At 71.8% G+C, this 15,307-nt stretch carries 11 protein-coding genes; 7 read left to right on the top strand and 4 right to left on the bottom strand.

All coding sequences use genetic code 11. From position 1 onward, the window contains the following. The first annotated feature begins 6 nt into the window (after positions 1-6). The 7 genes from OG309_RS26905 (at position 7) to OG309_RS26875 (ending at position 6,796) form a co-directional block, all read left to right on the top strand. Positions 7-420 carry a roadblock/LC7 domain-containing protein gene (locus OG309_RS26905; protein ID WP_046905435.1) on the top strand — a complete coding sequence of 138 codons (414 nt, stop codon included), beginning with the start codon at positions 7-9 and terminating at the stop codon, positions 418-420. A 154-nt stretch (positions 421-574) separates the two neighbouring features. Beyond that, positions 575-982 carry a DUF742 domain-containing protein gene (locus tag OG309_RS26900; protein WP_329424536.1) on the top strand — a complete coding sequence of 136 codons (408 nt, stop codon included), beginning with the start codon at positions 575-577 and terminating at the stop codon, positions 980-982. After that, positions 963-1,547: a GTP-binding protein gene (locus OG309_RS26895; RefSeq protein ID WP_329424534.1), complete on the top strand. Its 585-nt coding sequence runs from the start codon at positions 963-965 to the stop codon at positions 1,545-1,547. The genes OG309_RS26900 and OG309_RS26895 overlap by 20 nt, the downstream gene beginning before the upstream one ends. A gap of 351 nt (positions 1,548-1,898) precedes the next feature. Further along, on the top strand, positions 1,899-5,150 hold the full coding sequence (locus OG309_RS26890; RefSeq protein ID WP_329424532.1) for a sensor histidine kinase: 3,252 nt from the start codon (positions 1,899-1,901) through the stop codon (positions 5,148-5,150). A gap of 10 nt (positions 5,151-5,160) precedes the next feature. Further along, a complete protein-coding gene (locus OG309_RS26885) occupies positions 5,161-5,574 on the top strand; it encodes a roadblock/LC7 domain-containing protein (RefSeq protein ID WP_053725133.1) in 414 nt (137 codons plus the stop codon). A gap of 93 nt (positions 5,575-5,667) precedes the next feature. After that, entirely contained in the window at positions 5,668-6,234 is a 567-nt protein-coding gene (locus tag OG309_RS26880; protein WP_329424530.1) for a DUF742 domain-containing protein, read from the top strand. Beyond that, a complete protein-coding gene (locus tag OG309_RS26875) occupies positions 6,215-6,796 on the top strand; it encodes a GTP-binding protein (RefSeq protein WP_046905430.1) in 582 nt (193 codons plus the stop codon). The genes OG309_RS26880 and OG309_RS26875 overlap by 20 nt, the downstream gene beginning before the upstream one ends. Before the next feature lie 159 nt (positions 6,797-6,955). On the opposite strand, the gene OG309_RS26870 is transcribed toward OG309_RS26875, so the two are convergent. From OG309_RS26870 to OG309_RS26855, 4 genes are all read right to left on the bottom strand, one after another. Further along, positions 6,956-7,165, bottom strand: a complete 210-nt coding sequence (locus OG309_RS26870) for an acyl-CoA carboxylase subunit epsilon (protein WP_329424528.1) — start codon at positions 7,163-7,165, stop codon at positions 6,956-6,958. Between the two features lie 15 nt (positions 7,166-7,180). Next, a complete protein-coding gene (locus tag OG309_RS26865; RefSeq protein WP_329424526.1) occupies positions 7,181-8,764 on the bottom strand; it encodes an acyl-CoA carboxylase subunit beta in 1,584 nt (527 codons plus the stop codon). 143 nt (positions 8,765-8,907) lie between these two features. Next, on the bottom strand, positions 8,908-11,277 hold the full coding sequence (locus tag OG309_RS26860; protein WP_329424525.1) for a polysaccharide lyase 8 family protein: 2,370 nt from the start codon (positions 11,275-11,277) through the stop codon (positions 8,908-8,910). Positions 11,278-11,396: 119 nt separating this feature from the next. After that, positions 11,397-15,260, bottom strand: a complete 3,864-nt coding sequence (locus tag OG309_RS26855) for an endo-alpha-N-acetylgalactosaminidase family protein (protein ID WP_329424523.1) — start codon at positions 15,258-15,260, stop codon at positions 11,397-11,399. Positions 15,261-15,307: the final 47 nt, after the last annotated feature.

Raw genomic sequence — 15,307 nt, 5'->3', positions numbered from 1 at the left:
AGCGCGATGAGCCAGGCGGCGCAGAATCTGAACTGGTTGATCACCAACTTCGTGGACAACACCCCCGGGGTGTCCCACACAGTGGTGGTCTCCGCCGACGGTCTGCTCCTTGCCATGTCCGAAGGTTTCCCCCGTGACCGCGCCGACCAGCTGGCGGCGGTCGCGTCCGGACTGACCTCGCTGACCGCGGGAGCGTCCCGGATCTTCGAGGGGGGCCCCGTCGCCCAGACGGTGGTGGAGATGGAGCGCGGCTTCCTCTTCCTCATGTCCGTCTCCGACGGTTCCTCGCTGGCCGTGCTCGCGCACCCCGAGTGCGACATCGGCCTCGTGGGCTACGAGATGGCGCTCCTCGTGGACCGGGCCGGCACGGTCCTCACCCCGGACCTGCGTGCCGAGCTCCAGGGCAGCCTGCTCCACTGAGCGGGTACCGACCTCGCACTCCGTACAAGACCGACCGCAGGGCGGCGCGCCCCTCCGCGCCGCCCCCGGACCGTTCATCGTCCGGCCGCCCCACCCGGCCCCCCACCGGCCCCATCAGACGGCAGAACCTTCTGCTGTCACGCCCGGAGGATTCATGACCCCGCCCCCCGCCTCTCACGATCCGTATGGCGCCTCGCTCGACGAGGGGTACGGAGCTGAAGGCGACCAGCCGCTGGTCCGCCCCTACGCGATGACCGGCGGCCGGACCCGGCCGCGCTACCAGCTCGCCATCGAGGCCCTGGTCAGCACCACGGCCGACCCGGCGCATCTGGCCACCCTGCTCCCCGAGCACCAGCGGATCTGCCACCTGTGCCGCGAGGTGAAGTCGGTGGCCGAGGTCTCGGCGCTCCTGTCGATGCCGCTCGGTGTGGCCCGCATCCTCGTCGCCGACCTGGCGGAGGCGGGCATGGTGGCGATCCACCAGCCGGGCAACGGAGAGGCCGGCGGCACGCCGGACGTGACGCTCCTGGAAAGGGTGCTCAGTGGACTTCGCAAGCTCTAACGGCGGCGGCGCGGCCCGCTCGACCACCAGCGCGAAGATCGTGGTGGCGGGTGGCTTCGGCGTGGGCAAGACCACGTTCGTCGGCGCGGTCTCCGAGATCAACCCGCTGCGAACCGAGGCCGTCATGACGTCCGCTTCCGCGGGCATCGACGACCTCACCCACACCGGGGGCAAGACCACCACGACGGTGGCGATGGACTTCGGCCGCATCACCCTGGACCAGGACCTGATCCTGTACCTCTTCGGTACGCCCGGCCAGGACCGCTTCTGGTTCATGTGGGACGACCTCGTCCGCGGCGCCATCGGCGCCGTCGTCCTCGTCGACACCCGGCGACTCGCCGACTGCTTCCCCGCGGTCGACTACTTCGAGAACTCGGGCCTCCCCTTCGTCATCGCCCTCAACGGCTTCGACGGACACCAGCCGTACAACCCGGAGGAGGTCCGCGAGGCCCTCCAGATCGGTCCCGACACTCCCATCATCACGACCGACGCCCGCCACCGCGCGGACGCCAAGAGCGCGCTCATCACGCTGGTCGAGCACGCCCTCATGGCCCGGCTGAAGTAGTACACCTCAAGTAGAAGTCGATATACGGAAGTTGTCGTAGAGGTTTTGGGGGCGGTCTGTGTCCTTCGACACGGCCACCCCCGAGTTCATAACATTTCGACAGAGAATTGGGGCGCCTCGGACACCCGACGCATCCGATCGGTGCCGCTGCGCTCACATGAGCCCCGCCTTTTGGCGGGGCTCGCTCTTTATGCCCGTTTTATCTCTGGCGTGAGGCCCAAAAACCGGCTGCTTCGCACTGTTTGGAAGGGACCCCCTTCACGTGCTGCAATTCATGAACTCCCGAGTAGTACGGCCCTGAACGAAACACCGGCACAACGTAGGTGCCGACGCCGAGAGGTTGTTGGTCGAGTGAGGCGAAGCAAGGAAAGCTCCGCGGAGCAGCAGACGCGGGGCAACTTCACGCCGCCGTCGCGCGCGGCGATGTCGCCCGCGGACGAGCCCGTGACGCCCCCGGCCCCGAGCCGCAAGGGCAGCACCAGCAAGCTGTCCCCGCGGAACTGGCGTGTGCCCACCAGGCTGAACGCGATCCTGCTCATACCCGTCCTCGTCGGCCTGGTCATGGGCGGCTTCCAGGTGAAGGCGTCCATCGACACCTGGCAGGAGGCGCAGGACGCCGAGAAGACGGCGCTCATCGTGCGCGCCGCCTCGGAGTACGGCCAGGCGCTGCTCAACGAGCGTGACCTCACCGCCGCTCCCCTGCTCAGCGCCAAGACCGCCGAGGACCGTCAGAGCGACGAGGTCGCCCAGACGTACGCCGCCACCGACGCCGCCAAGGTCAAGTTCGACGAGGCCGTCAAGAACATGCCCAGCGGGCAGGGCCTGGAGCGGCGCCTCAAGCTGTTCCGGGACTCCGAGCCCAAGCTGGAGGGGCTGCGCAAGATCGCCTACACGCGCTCCCTCGACCCGGTGAACACCCAGCTCGGCTACACCGGCATCCAGCACTACCTGATGGAGTTCTCCAACGAGCTCGGTCTGGGCACCGGCAACATCACCAGCTACGGCCGTACGGTCTACGCGATCCAGCTCGCGAAGGCCGCCGAGTCGCTCCAGCGGTCGATCGGCACCCAGCTCCTCGTGCGTCCCAGCAAGAAGGACGACGTCTTCGCGCAGCAGTCGGTTGCGTTCAACTCGTACAACTATCTGGAGCAGATCGCCCTGGGCGAGTTCCAGTCCGGTGGCACCGAGGCCGACGTCGAGCGGCTGAAGCAGGTCATGGCGGGCAAGGCCGCCGACGGCGCCAAGAAGATGGCGGGCGCCGGCATCGAGCTGCCCAAGGGCAAGGACGACTCCGTCTACACCGGCGTCGCCCAGCTGATCGGCTCCGCCAAGGACCCCGAGGCGCTCGCCGACCTCAAGGGCCAGGGCATCACGCCCGAGACCTGGCTGGCCGTCTCCACCGGCAAGTTCGACGGCTACACCGAGGTCGAGAAGGAGCTCGTCGACAAGGCCGTGACGGAGGCCGCCGACATCTCCGACGACGCCCAGACCGACGCGTACGTCAACGGTGGCATCGTCGTGATCGCCCTGCTCGCCGCCTTCATCCTGGCCGGGATGATGGCCCGGCAGATGAGCCGCTCGATGCGCGAGCTGCGCACCGCGGCCTTCGGCATCGCCGAGCAGCGCCTGCCGATGCTGGTCGACCAGCTGTCCCGTACCGAGCCCGGCCGGGTCGACACCCGCGTGCAGCCCATCCCGATCGACTCCCAGGACGAGATCGGCGAGGTCGCCCGCGCCTTCGACCAGGTGCACCGCGAGGCCGTCCGGCTCGCCGCCGAGCAGGCCATGCTCCGGGGCAACGTCAACGCGATCTTCACCAACCTGTCGCGCCGCAACCAGTCGCTCATCGAGGGCCAGCTGACCCTCATCACCGACCTGGAGAACAACGAGGCCGACCCGGACCAGCTGGAGAACCTCTTCAAGCTGGACCACCTGGCCACCCGTATGCGCCGCAACGGCGAGAACCTCCTGGTCCTCGCCGGCGAGGAGCCCGGCCGCCGCTGGGACCAGCCGGTCCCGCTGGTCGACGTCATGCGCGCCGCCTCCTCCGAGGTGGAGCAGTACGAGCGCATCGAGCTGGCCGGCGTGCCGGACGCCGAGATCCACGGCCAGGCCGTGACCGACCTCGTGCACCTGCTCGCCGAGCTCCTGGAGAACGCCACCACCTTCTCCTCCCCGCAGACCAAGGTCCGCGTCACCGCCACCCGGCTGCCCGACGGCCGCGTGATGGTCGAGATCCACGACAAGGGCATCGGCCTCACCGCCGAGGACTTCGCGGACATCAACCACAAGCTGGCCAACCCGCCGACCGTGGACGCCGCCGTCTCGCAGCGCATGGGCCTCTTCGTGGTCGGCCGCCTCGCCGACCGGCACGGCATCCGCGTCCAGCTCCGCCCCTCGGGCGAGCAGGCCGGCACGACCTCGCTGGTCATGCTGCCGGACGCGATCACGCACGGTGGTGGCGGCGAGCAGCCGCTGCAGGACGACTTCACCGTCTCGCAGATGATCCCGCAGCAGCAGCACTCGGCCTTCGAGGCGCCGCAGCAGCAGCTGCAGCCGATGCGGACCGCCGCCGAGCTCGGCTTCGACGACTCCCGCTACGAGGAGCCGGCCGACGAGCACCAGCTCGACCCGGTGAACCGCTCGCTGCAGCGCGAGGAGCGCCGCGCGACGCTGGAGGCCCAGGTGCAGGGCGGGGACCACCCGCTGTACCGGGACGAGGCCGACGCCGCCGCGCAGCAGGGCTTCGCGCCGCAGGAGCAGGCGCAGGCGCAGGCCCAGCCGTACGCCGCGGAGTACCCGAACGCCGAGTACCCGAACGCCGGCTACCCCGCCGAGTACCCGCAGGAGCAGAACGGCTTCGGCTACGCCCCGCAGGGTTACGAGGGCCAGCAGTCCCAGCAGGGCTACGCACAGCCGGTCGACGGCTACCAGGACCAGGCGTATGCGGAAGCCGCGTACGACGGTCAGGCCGGTGGCCGGACGGCGTACGAGAACAGCTACGAACCCCAGCCCCACCAGGGTGACTGGGCTCAGCAGACGGCCTACCAGAACGGTTACGCGCAGCAGTTCGGGACCGAATCGGAATCTGTCCAGGCCGCTCCCGAACAGGCCCCCGAGCGCGTAGGCTTCGACCGTCCGGGTCCCACGCAGAGTCCCACCCCGGACGCCGGCCACGCACTGACCGACGCCGGTCTGCCGCGCCGCGGCAGCGTCGCCCCGCAGGCGCCGCAGACCCCGCGGGCGACGCAGCAGCCCGCGGCGCCGGCCCAGCCCGCGCAGCCGGCCGCCGACCAAGCAGAAGGCACCGAGGACTGGCGCTCCGCCAATGACGAGCGCTGGTCCCGGGCCGAGAAGCTCCGCGATCCGAAGGCGGGCGGGGTCACCCCCTCCGGTCTTCCCCGGCGGGTCCCCAAGGCCAACCTGGTCGAAGGATCGGCGGAGCACACCCCGCAGGGCGGCCCCCAGGTCTCCCGCGCACCCGAGGACGTGCGGGGCAGGTTGAGCAACCTGCGCCGCGGTGTCCAGCAGGGACGCAACGCGGGGACGGACACGAACGGATCGGGCCTCGGCCCGGGTAGTACCTACAACCAGGAGCGTTAGTGTGAGCCCGATGAGCCAGGCGGCGCAGAATCTGAACTGGTTGATCACCAACTTCGTGGACAACACCCCCGGGGTGTCCCACACGGTGGTGGTCTCCGCCGACGGACTCCTGCTGGCGATGTCCGAGGGGTTCCCCCGGGACCGTGCCGACCAGCTGGCGGCCGTCGCCTCCGGACTGACCTCGCTGACCGCGGGCGCGTCCCGCATCTTCGAGGGCGGCGCGGTCAACCAGACCGTGGTGGAGATGGAGCGCGGCTTCCTCTTCATCATGTCGGTCTCCGACGGTTCCTCGCTGGCCGTGCTCGCCCACCCGGAGGCCGACATCGGTCTGGTGGGCTACGAGATGGCACTGCTGGTCGACCGTGCGGGAAGCGTCCTGACTCCTGACCTCCGGGCGGAGCTTCAGGGAAGTCTTCTCAACTAACAGACAGACAGTGCGTTTCTCGTCACCGCACCGTAGGGTGCGGTGGCGCGGTTCCAAGGGACATGGAGCCGCGAGGCAGTCGGAGGAGGAGACGTGGGAACACCCCCGGGCAGTAGCCCCTACAACGGTTTCGACGCGCACCGCGCGCCGCTGGGCGACCCTGCGCAGAACCGGTTCAACTTTCCCTCCACGCCGAGCAGACAGGGCGTACCTCAGCCCTACCAGCAGCAGCCGCAGCCTCAGCCCTCCGCCGCCGGCAGCCCGAGCGCGTCCACCGCGCCGGGCCACCGGTCGGGTGGTCAGGGCGGCTCGGGCGGGCACAACCCGCTCGTACGTCCGTATGCGATGACCGGCGGCCGGACCCGGCCGCGTTACCAGCTCGCCATCGAGGCACTGGTCAGCACGACGGCCGATCCGTCCCGGCTGCAGGGGCAGTTGCCCGAGCACCAGCGGATCTGCCGACTGTGCTTCGAGATCAAGTCGGTCGCGGAGATCTCGGCCCTTCTCTCCATCCCCCTCGGCGTTGCCCGGATTCTCGTCGCCGACCTGGCGGAGGCCGGACTTGTCGCCATCCACCAGCCCGGCGGCGACGAGGCCGCCGGCGGTCAGCCAGACGTGACACTGCTCGAAAGGGTGCTCAGTGGACTTCGCAAGCTCTAACGGCGGCGCGGCCCGTTCAACCACCAGCGCGAAGATCGTGGTGGCGGGTGGCTTCGGCGTGGGCAAGACCACGTTCGTCGGCGCGGTCTCGGAGATCAACCCGCTGCGAACCGAGGCCGTCATGACGTCCGCTTCCGCGGGCATCGACGACCTCACCCACACCGGCGACAAGACGACGACGACTGTCGCCATGGACTTCGGCCGCATCACGCTGGACCAGGACCTGATCCTGTACCTCTTCGGTACGCCCGGCCAGGACCGCTTCTGGTTCATGTGGGACGACCTCGTCCGCGGCGCCATCGGCGCCGTCGTCCTCGTCGACACCCGGCGACTCGCCGACTGCTTCCCCGCGGTCGACTACTTCGAGAACTCGGGCCTCCCCTTCGTCATCGCCCTCAACGGCTTCGACGGACACCAGCCGTACAACCCGGAGGAGGTCCGCGAGGCCCTCCAGATCGGTCCCGACACCCCGATCATCACCACCGACGCCCGCCACCGCGCGGACGCCAAGAGCGCGCTCATCACGCTGGTCGAGCACGCCCTCATGGCGCGCCTGCGGTAACCGTCCCGACGGGCCGAGAAGGTATGCGGGCCCCGTACGCCGTTCGCGGTGTACGGGGCTTCGCCGTGTCCGGCGCGAGTCCGTGTCCGGGGCCTTCGCCGTGTCCGGGTACACGGAAAGGGCCCCCGGTCTCCCGGGGGCCCTTTCGGTGTGCGATGGTCAGCGCCAGCTGTGCGGGGCGCGGAAGCCGTTCTCGCGCTCCAGGCGGCGCCAGCCGGCCGTGGAGCGGCCGTGGTGGGCGGAGGTCGCGTGCTCGTCGGGCTGGGCGGCGGCACGGGCCAGCAGGACCGCGGTGATCGCGGCCAGCTCCTCGGGCTCGGCGTGGCCCTTCTCGACGCGGAGAAGGTTGGCTGTGGCAGGCGTGGTCACTTCGGTGGGCTCCTCTTACTGAGGCGGGTTGCCGTGCTTGCGGGACGGCAGGTCGGCGTGCTTGGTGCGGAGCATCGCGAGGGACTTGGCGAGTACCTCGCGGGTCTCGGCGGGGTCGATGACGTCGTCGACCAGGCCGCGCTCCGCGGCGTAGTACGGGTGCATGAGCTCGGCCTTGTACTCCTTGACCATGCGCGCGCGCATGGCCTCGGGGTCCGCGGCCTCCGCGATCTGCTTGCGGAAGATCACGTTGGCGGCGCCTTCGGCACCCATCACCGCGATTTCGTTGGTGGGCCAGGCGTACGTCAGGTCGGCGCCGATGGACTGGGAGTCCATGACGATGTAGGCGCCGCCGTACGCCTTGCGCAGGATCAGTGAGATCCGGGGCACGGTCGCGTTGCAGTACGCGTAGAGCAGCTTCGCGCCGTGGCGGATGATTCCACCGTGCTCCTGGTCGACGCCGGGCAGGAAGCCGGGTACGTCCAGAAGAGTGATGATCGGGATGTTGAACGCGTCGCACATCTGCACGAAGCGGGCGGCCTTCTCGGAGGCCTCGATGTCGAGCACGCCGGCCAGCGACTGGGGCTGGTTGGCGACGATGCCGACGACCTGGCCGTCGAGCCGGGCGAGGGCGCAGATGATGTTGCGGGCCCAGCGCTCGTGGATCTCCAGGTAGTCGCCGTCGTCGACGAGCTCCTCGATGACCTTGTGCATGTCGTACGGGCGGTTGCCGTCGGCGGGCACGAGGTCGAGCAGCACGTCCGAGCGGCGGTCGGCCGGGTCCTCGGAGGCGACGGTCGGCGGGTTCTCGCGGTTGTTCTGCGGGAGCATCGACAGGAGGTAGCGCACCTCGGCGATGCAGGTCTCCTCGTCGTCGTACGCGAAGTGCGCGACGCCGGAGGTCTCGGCGTGCACGTCCGCGCCGCCGAGGCCGTTCTGGGTGATCTCCTCGCCGGTGACCGCCTTGACGACGTCCGGGCCGGTGATGAACATCTGCGAGGTCTCGCGGACCATGAAGACGAAGTCGGTGAGGGCGGGGCTGTAGGCCGCGCCGCCGGCGCACGGGCCGAGCATCACCGAGATCTGCGGGATGACGCCCGAGGCGCGGGTGTTGCGCTGGAAGATGCCGCCGTAGCCGGCGAGGGCGGAGACGCCCTCCTGGATGCGGGCGCCGGCGCCGTCGTTCAGGGAGACCAGCGGGGCACCGGCCGCGATGGCCATGTCCATGATCTTGTGGATCTTGGTGGCGTGGGCCTCGCCGAGGGCGCCGCCGAAGATCCGGAAGTCGTGCGCGTAGACGAAGACCGTGCGGCCGTCGACCGTGCCCCAGCCGGTGATGACACCGTCGGTGTACGGCTTCTTGGTCTCCAGGCCGAAGCCGCTGGCGCGGTGCCGGCGGAGCTGCTCGACCTCCTGGAAGGAACCGGCGTCGAGCAGCAGCTCGATGCGCTCACGAGCGGTCAGCTTGCCCTTGGCGTGCTGGGCCTCGGTCGCTCGGTCACTCGGGCCACGCCGAGCCTGCTCGCGCAGCTCGTGCAGCTCGGCCACACGGCCACGGGCGTCAGCGGGCTCGCTCGGGATCTGGTCCACAACGGTCATGTACCGACCCTACGAACTCTTCCAAGGAAACCCCGCCGTCGACTCCGTACAGTCTCGCGTGTCGATTCCTGGCGGGGCCTGACAGAACCGTGACCCCACCAGGCCGAGTCAACAGCCAGACACCCCAGGTGATTGTAGGTTTTCTACACAAGCACATCGCAACGGTGGGTGGCTCCCGCGGTACCGGGGGTGATCCGCAAGCGCAGCGCCGCACCGGTGGCGAGCACCTCGACCGCGGCGTCGTGGGTGAGCACCGCGCGCACCGGGCGGTCCCAGACCAGCTCGAACGGCTGCCCCGAGCGCACCGGCTCGCTCACCCGCAGCGTCACCGTGGAACGGCGCCGCCGCAGCAGCAGGCTCGCGGGGGCGGACACGGTGAGCCGGTCCACCGTACCGGCCTGCCAGAAGGAGGCCGCCGTCAGTCCGAGGGACGGCACGGCGACGGCCTGCCGGGCGGCGTCGTTGGCGAGGATCCGCAGCCAGCCGGGGTCGGCGGCGCGGGCGGCGAGGGTGCGCGGCGAGGCCCCCGGCATCAGGAGGTAGGCGTACGAGGCGCCCGTCGGGTCGGTGCCGTGGTCGAGCCAGAGGGTCTGGTAGCGGCGGGTGCGGCGCTCGGTGGAGCTGGTGGTGTTGATGTCGCTCCAGGCACCGGTGCGGTCCTCGCGCAGGGTGCGCAGCTCCCCGGTGCCGCCCGGGAAGACCCAGCCGCCGTGGCCTTCGAGGTGGGCCCAGCCGTCGCCGGTGGTGAGGGCCTGGGTGCCTGCCCCGCGGTCCTCGGCGGGAGGGGCGCCCCCCTCGCCGAGCAGGCGGTTGTCCACGACGGTCTCGACGGGGACGCCGTCGCGCGCGGTGATCCCGGCGCCCAGGCAGATGACGGTGTCGGCGGCGCAGAACCAGGACTTGCGGGCCTCCAGGGTGGAGCCGAGGCCCTTGAGGTGCTGGCCCACGGCCGCGAACTCCCCGTCGGTGGCTCCGCCGACCCACTTCACGGCCGGCCGGGCGGCGCCCCACTCGCCGCCGGCGCGGTCGGCGAGGCGCTTGGTGGAGACGGTGGTGCCGGGCAGCCGGTAGGGGTCGACGGTGGGCCAGAACCAGTCGGTGTACTGGTCGCCCCGGCCCGGGGTCCACCAGGAGAGCATCCCGGCCCCGGTGTGCCAGCCGCGCGGGTTCTCGCCGTTGCCGCACTCGTAGTACGCGATGCGCTCGGAGGCCATGGCGATGTTGGCGGCCCAGCCGGGGCGCCGGTGCACGGCCCGGTCCATGGCGGCGAACAGGCGGTGCCCGGTGGGTTCGGGCGCGGCCGGGGCGGGGGCGGCGGCGATGGCGTGCAGCCGGGCGAGGTCGGCGACGCCGAACTGGCGGGCGGCCAGGACCGGGGAGACGGTGTCGCGCTCGATCCAGCCCTTCACGCGGGCGTGCCAGCGGGTCCGCTCGGCGGGGCTCGCGCCGCCGGCGAGCAGGGCGATGGCGGCGATGAGGCCCTGCCCGTGGAAGTGGTCGGAGCGCATGATCCGCCGCTCGTCGCTCTTCAGGTAGCCGCGGCTGACGGCCCGCCCGTTGACGCTGTCCATCATCAGGCCGTCGAGGATGAGGGGCGCGTAGGCGTGCTCGACGCTGTCGAGGATGATCTGCCGGTGGGGGTCGGTGACCTCCCAGCTGGAGCCGGCGAGCAGGGTGAAGAGCCGGCCGAGGCCGTCGAGCATGACCTGGCCGTAGGTGCCGGAGTAGGCGACCCAGGTGTGCTGGACGAAGGAGCCGTCGGCGTAGAGGCCGTCACCCTTCGTGACGTACGGGAAGACGGGCGAGAGGGCGTCGCGGGCGAGGGCCAGCTTGGCGGGGTTCGCGCCGAGCACGCCGCGCAGGGCGACCGAGCGGCACAGGTCGACCCGGTTGGCGCCGGTGGAGGTGCCGGTGTAGGCGCCGATCGCGGAGTCGGGGACGAAGTGGTCGACGGCGGCGCAGGCGGCGGCGATCCGGTCGGCGCCGAGCAGCGGGTGGAGGGCGGCGACGATGTCCATGAGGAGCCGCGGGGCGCCTATCTGCCACTCCCACCAGTTGCCGTAGCGGGTGGTGCCGGAGTGGTAGACGCGCTCGGAGAGGTGGTCGAGGCCGCGCAGGACGTCGGCGAGGAGGCCCGGGTCGCCGGTGGAGCCGGTGCCGTCCTGGAGGTACGCCTGGGTCATCGTCCACAGCCGCCCGTAGCCCTGGGTGATGCCGGCGGGCGGGTCGAAGGGGGCGTCGGGCCAGAGGGAGTTCGCGGCGGGCGCCATGGCGGCGCGGAAGCCGCGCGCGAGGGTGCCGGTCTCGGCGAGCCGGGAGGCGTAGGGCTCGGCCCCGGCGTCGTAGCCGGAGCCGAGCTGGAGGTCGAGCCAGCGGAGCCGCAGGGCCTCGAACTCGCCCTCGGCCGTCTCGGCGGCCTGGGCGTGGGGCGCGAGGGCGAGGGCGGCCGCGGCGCCGGAGGTGGCGCCGAGGAAGGTGCGGCGGGTCCAGCCGCTTGCGGAGGGGACGGGCACGGGAGCCTCCCGGGGGAAGAGGTGGGGACCGGTTGGCGCCTGGTGTAACACCCGTCGCCCGACGCAATCAACGAGCACAGCAAACGCTTTCTACGTTGGCCTGTCGGGCCTGTGCGGGTTCAGCCGCCGCAGTGGAACCGCGCGCTCCCCCAGTCGGCGTGGTCGTTGCCGTTGCCGTCGCCGCCGTCCCCGACGACCAGGTCGACGTAGGCGGCCCCGGTGACGTCGGCGGTGAGCGCCCAGGCGGGGTCGGCCGCCCTGAGGACCGGGGAAGCCGCCTTCTCCGTCCCGTCGGCGAGCACCGAGAAGCGGACCGAGCCGCGGCTGGTCTGGACGTCGTCCACGCCGACCTCGGCGGTGAAGGAGGTGCACCGGCCGCCCAGGTAGTAGCGGACGGTGGCCGGGGCGTGGCTGCCCAGGCCCTTGGCGTAGGCCACTCCCCCGACGCGCAGCGGGCTGCCGTCGCCGGTGCCGGTCTCGCCGTTGGAGAGGTCCTTCTCGACGGGGCCCCAGCCGTTGCTCGCGGAGGTCCAGTCGAGGTCGCTGGCCCAGCTGTCGGCGGTGGGCGGCGGCGGCAGGGTGCGCACGGTGGTGGCCGCGGTGAGCCTCCGGGGCCCGCCGCCGGTCTCGTACGCGACGCTCGCGTTGAGCTCGTACGGCCGGTAGGGGGCGTCCACCGGCGGGGTGACCCGCCAGGTGGCGGTGGTCCGCGCGCCCGGGGCGACCGGGGCGAGGGCGACGGGCCCGGCGGGCTCGGCGGTCCAGCCGTCGGGGAGGGTGAGCGCGGCGAGGGCTCCGGAGACCTCGGCGGCCTCGTCGTTGCCGAAGGTGACGGTGACGGTGTTCGCGCGGCCCGGCTCCAGCGTCTCGGGCGCGGTGACGCCGAGGGTGCCGCAGGCGGGGCGTTCGGCGGCCGGGCCGAGGTCGGTCACGGTGAAGCCGTCGAGCACGAAGTCGGCGCCGTCGGGGGCGTCGGCGCGCTTGCGCAGGCCGGTCCAGGTGTCGCCGCAGCCGGCGGTGACGGTCTCGGCGAAGTGCCCGGTCGTCCTCTGCTGCCCGATCGGCGTCCTGCGGGTCTCGACGGGGGCGCCCGGTCCGCTCGTGCGGTCGTAGCCGGTGACCCACTCGTAGGCGCCGGCGTGGCTGGACTGGTAGGCGAAGGCGACGCGGTAGCTGTGCCCGTCCTTCATCGGCACGGTCCAGGGGGCGGTCCGGTAGACCAGGCCGCTGTTCTCGTCGTGCGACTTGAGGGACTCGGCGCCGGCGGTCGCGTCGAGCACGTCGTCGACGAGCTTCCCGTTCCAGCCCGCCTGCGTGTACGGGGCGTGCAGCTGGGCGATGTGGGTGCGCGGGTCGGTGGTGCCGCCCGCGTCGCCCTTGAGGAAGGGTCCCCAGCCCTGGTCGACGGCCTCGAAGTCCTCGTACACGAGGGCTCCCGCCCGGCTCGCGGGAGCGTTGGCCACGATCCGGACGTCGTCGACGCGGACCGTGGCCGGCGAGCCGCCGGCCGCCTCGATCGCGAGGGCGGCGGCACCGGTGGCGGGGGCGGTGAAGGTGACCTTGGCGCGCTGGAGGCGGGTGCCGTTCCAGTCCGAGGCGGCGACCCGGTCCTCCAGGACCGAGCGTTCGACGGTGACGGACCGGCCGCCGACGGAGAGCGTGGTGGGCCGGGTCTTCCCGGCCTCGACCTCGATCAGGGCGGAGGCGGTGTAGCGGGCGCCGGGTGTGAGGCCGCCGACCCGCTGGCGTACGGAGGCGGTGGCGGCGCCGGTGAGCCGGGCGCTGGTGCGGCCCTGGGCGTCGGTGTCCCGGGCGACGGTGCCGGTCTTCGTCCAGGAGCGCAGCCCGGCGTCGTTGAAGCCGGGGTCCTCGACGGGGGTGCCCTGGCCCCAGCGGGGGGCGCGCTGCCCGGGCGCCCGGTCCGGGTAGAGGACGTAGGGCTGCCCGGCGGCCGCGTCCAGGGTGACGTGCCCGTCGACCGGCCGGACGGTGCCGGTCTTCACGCGCCCGTTGTCGGTGAGCCGGTAGACGGTGTACGAGCCGGTGCCGGGGACGGCCCACCGCGTGGTCCCGCCGGTCTTGTTGTAGTGGTACAGCTTGCTCCCGCCGGACCAGGGCAGCAGGTAGGCGTCGCCGTCGAGGACCTTGCGGCCGTCGTCGTAGAAGGTGCGGCGGCCGTTCTCCAGGGTGCCGCGCACCCCGCCGGTGAAGGTGATGTCGTCGCCGTCCCAGCGGGTGATCCGCTGGTGCTGGAGGTACTTGGCGGGCAGGTTGCGCTGCCAGATGTTGGCCGTGAAGGCGGAGTAGTCGGTCTCGCCGGTCCAGCCCTCGAAGTCGACGAGGGCGGTCTGGCCGAGGACCGGGTGGTCGTTCCAGACGTCCTTCTCGCCGTTGCGGATGAAGCGGATGATCCGGGAGTTGAGGCCCTTGTTGGTGGCGCCGCCGTAGTCGAGGTCGTTGGCCCAGTGGGACCAGAGGGAGTCCCGCTCGAACTTCTCGGACCACTCGGTGGCGACGTTCCAGCCCTGGGCCCGCACGGCCTGCATCGTCTTGTCGGCGATCCAGCCGTGCGTGTAGTAGACGTCGAGGTAGAGGGCCGACAGGTTGGGGTCGGTCTCGTCGCGGAGCTGCTGGAGGCGGCGGGCGAGGTCGCCGCTGTTCACGTCCCGGCGCTGGTCGATGTAGTAGCTCTGGTTGAGCCAGTTCCAGCCGGGCTTGGACGCGTCGACGAGGGTCTCGCTGAAGTTCTTCGCCTCGGGGTACGACTCGGTGGCGTTGATGTGGACGCCGAAGCCCGCGCCCCACTTCCGGCCCTCCCGCAGCAGGGTGTTGAGGTCGGCGAGGCCGCCGGCGCGCTTGTTGTAGTTGCCGCCGTAGTCCGGGTGGGCGGAGTCGTGGCCCTCGGAGCCGTATCCCTTGAGCAGGGCGAACTGGCCCAGCCCGTCCGTGGACAGCGAGATCCGCTTGACGTCGTCGAGGGTGCGCAGGAAGGGGTGGGTGGCCTGGGAGGCGAAGTTGAACGGGATGTGGGCGACCACCCGGTCGGGGGTCCCTTCGCTGCCCGCGGCCTTGGTGCCGATCGTGCGGAAGGCGACGGCGCCGTCCTGCCAGTCGGTGCGCCCGTCGCCGTTGGCGTCGGGGGTGACGACGACCTTCGCCCAGGGCAGGGCGTCGCCGCTCTCGGGCGCGGGGGCGCCGGCGCCGCGGTAGGTCCACTGGCCGGACCAGACGCCGACCCGGGTCTCGCTGCCGGTCCTGCGGGCCTGGTGCCAGAGGCGGGCGCCGTCGCGGGCGGAGGCGCCGGAGGGCTTGTCGTAGGAGGAGTTGGACTCGACGGCGGCGGCGAGCCGCCCGGTGTTGACGATCGCGTACGTGGCGCCGACGGCGCCCGGCTCGGCCGGAGTGGCGTCGGTGACCTTCGCGAAGACGTCGGCGGTGCGGGTGGAGTCGGGGTCGAGCCGGGTGAACGCGGTCTCCGCGCCGGGGTCGGCGGAGCCGACGGAGACCAGGTCGTGGCCGGGGATGTCGAGGGTGCCGACCCGGAAGGCCTCGGTGTCGCGGACCGCGGTGACCCGGAAGGTGGTGGCCCGGCCGTCGACGCTCAGCCGGGCGTCGATCTCGACCCCGGGCAGGTCGGGGAAGCCGAGCGTGTACGCGGCGGAGTCACGGGTCAGGACCGGCGCGCCGGTGGTCCGGACGGCGTACGCGGTGCCGTTGAGGACGACCTGGGTGACGGGGGCGGTGCTGCCGAGCAGCCGGGCGCCGGTGGCGCGGTCCGTGTACGAGAGGACGCGCGGGAAGTCCTCGGCGACGGCGACGGAGAGCCGGGCGGACCCGATGAGCGCGGTGGCGGCCGTCGCCCGCGGGTCCTCGGTGCCGGCGCGGGCAGGTCCGGCCAGGGCGAGGACGGCGGAGGTGGCGGCGGCCAGCGCACAGATCGTGCGCAGCCGCCGCGCGGCGGAGGGAGGGTGTGGGTGCGACATGCGCACCAGTTGGCCCGGGTGGCGGAGCAGCGTCAACGAGATCGTCC

Origin of the sequence: Streptomyces sp. NBC_01268 (genome assembly GCF_036240795.1) — a bacterium.
GTDB lineage: Bacteria > Actinomycetota > Actinomycetes > Streptomycetales > Streptomycetaceae > Streptomyces.
The sequence above is the reverse complement of the archived record's forward strand: the minus strand, read 5'-3'. Positions and strand labels throughout refer to the sequence as shown.

Bases quoted from the DNA above. Each gene is read 5' to 3' on its own strand.
- OG309_RS26905 (WP_046905435.1), top strand. From the start codon at position 7: ATGAGCCAGGCGGCGCAGAATCTGAACTGGTTGATCACCAACTTCGTG.
- OG309_RS26900 (WP_329424536.1), top strand. From the start codon at position 575: ATGACCCCGCCCCCCGCCTCTCACGATCCGTATGGCGCCTCGCTCGAC.
- OG309_RS26885 (WP_053725133.1), top strand. From the start codon at position 5,161: ATGAGCCAGGCGGCGCAGAATCTGAACTGGTTGATCACCAACTTCGTG.
- OG309_RS26865 (WP_329424526.1), bottom strand. From the start codon at position 8,764: ATGACCGTTGTGGACCAGATCCCGAGCGAGCCCGCTGACGCCCGTGGC.
- OG309_RS26855 (WP_329424523.1), bottom strand. From the start codon at position 15,260: ATGTCGCACCCACACCCTCCCTCCGCCGCGCGGCGGCTGCGCACGATC.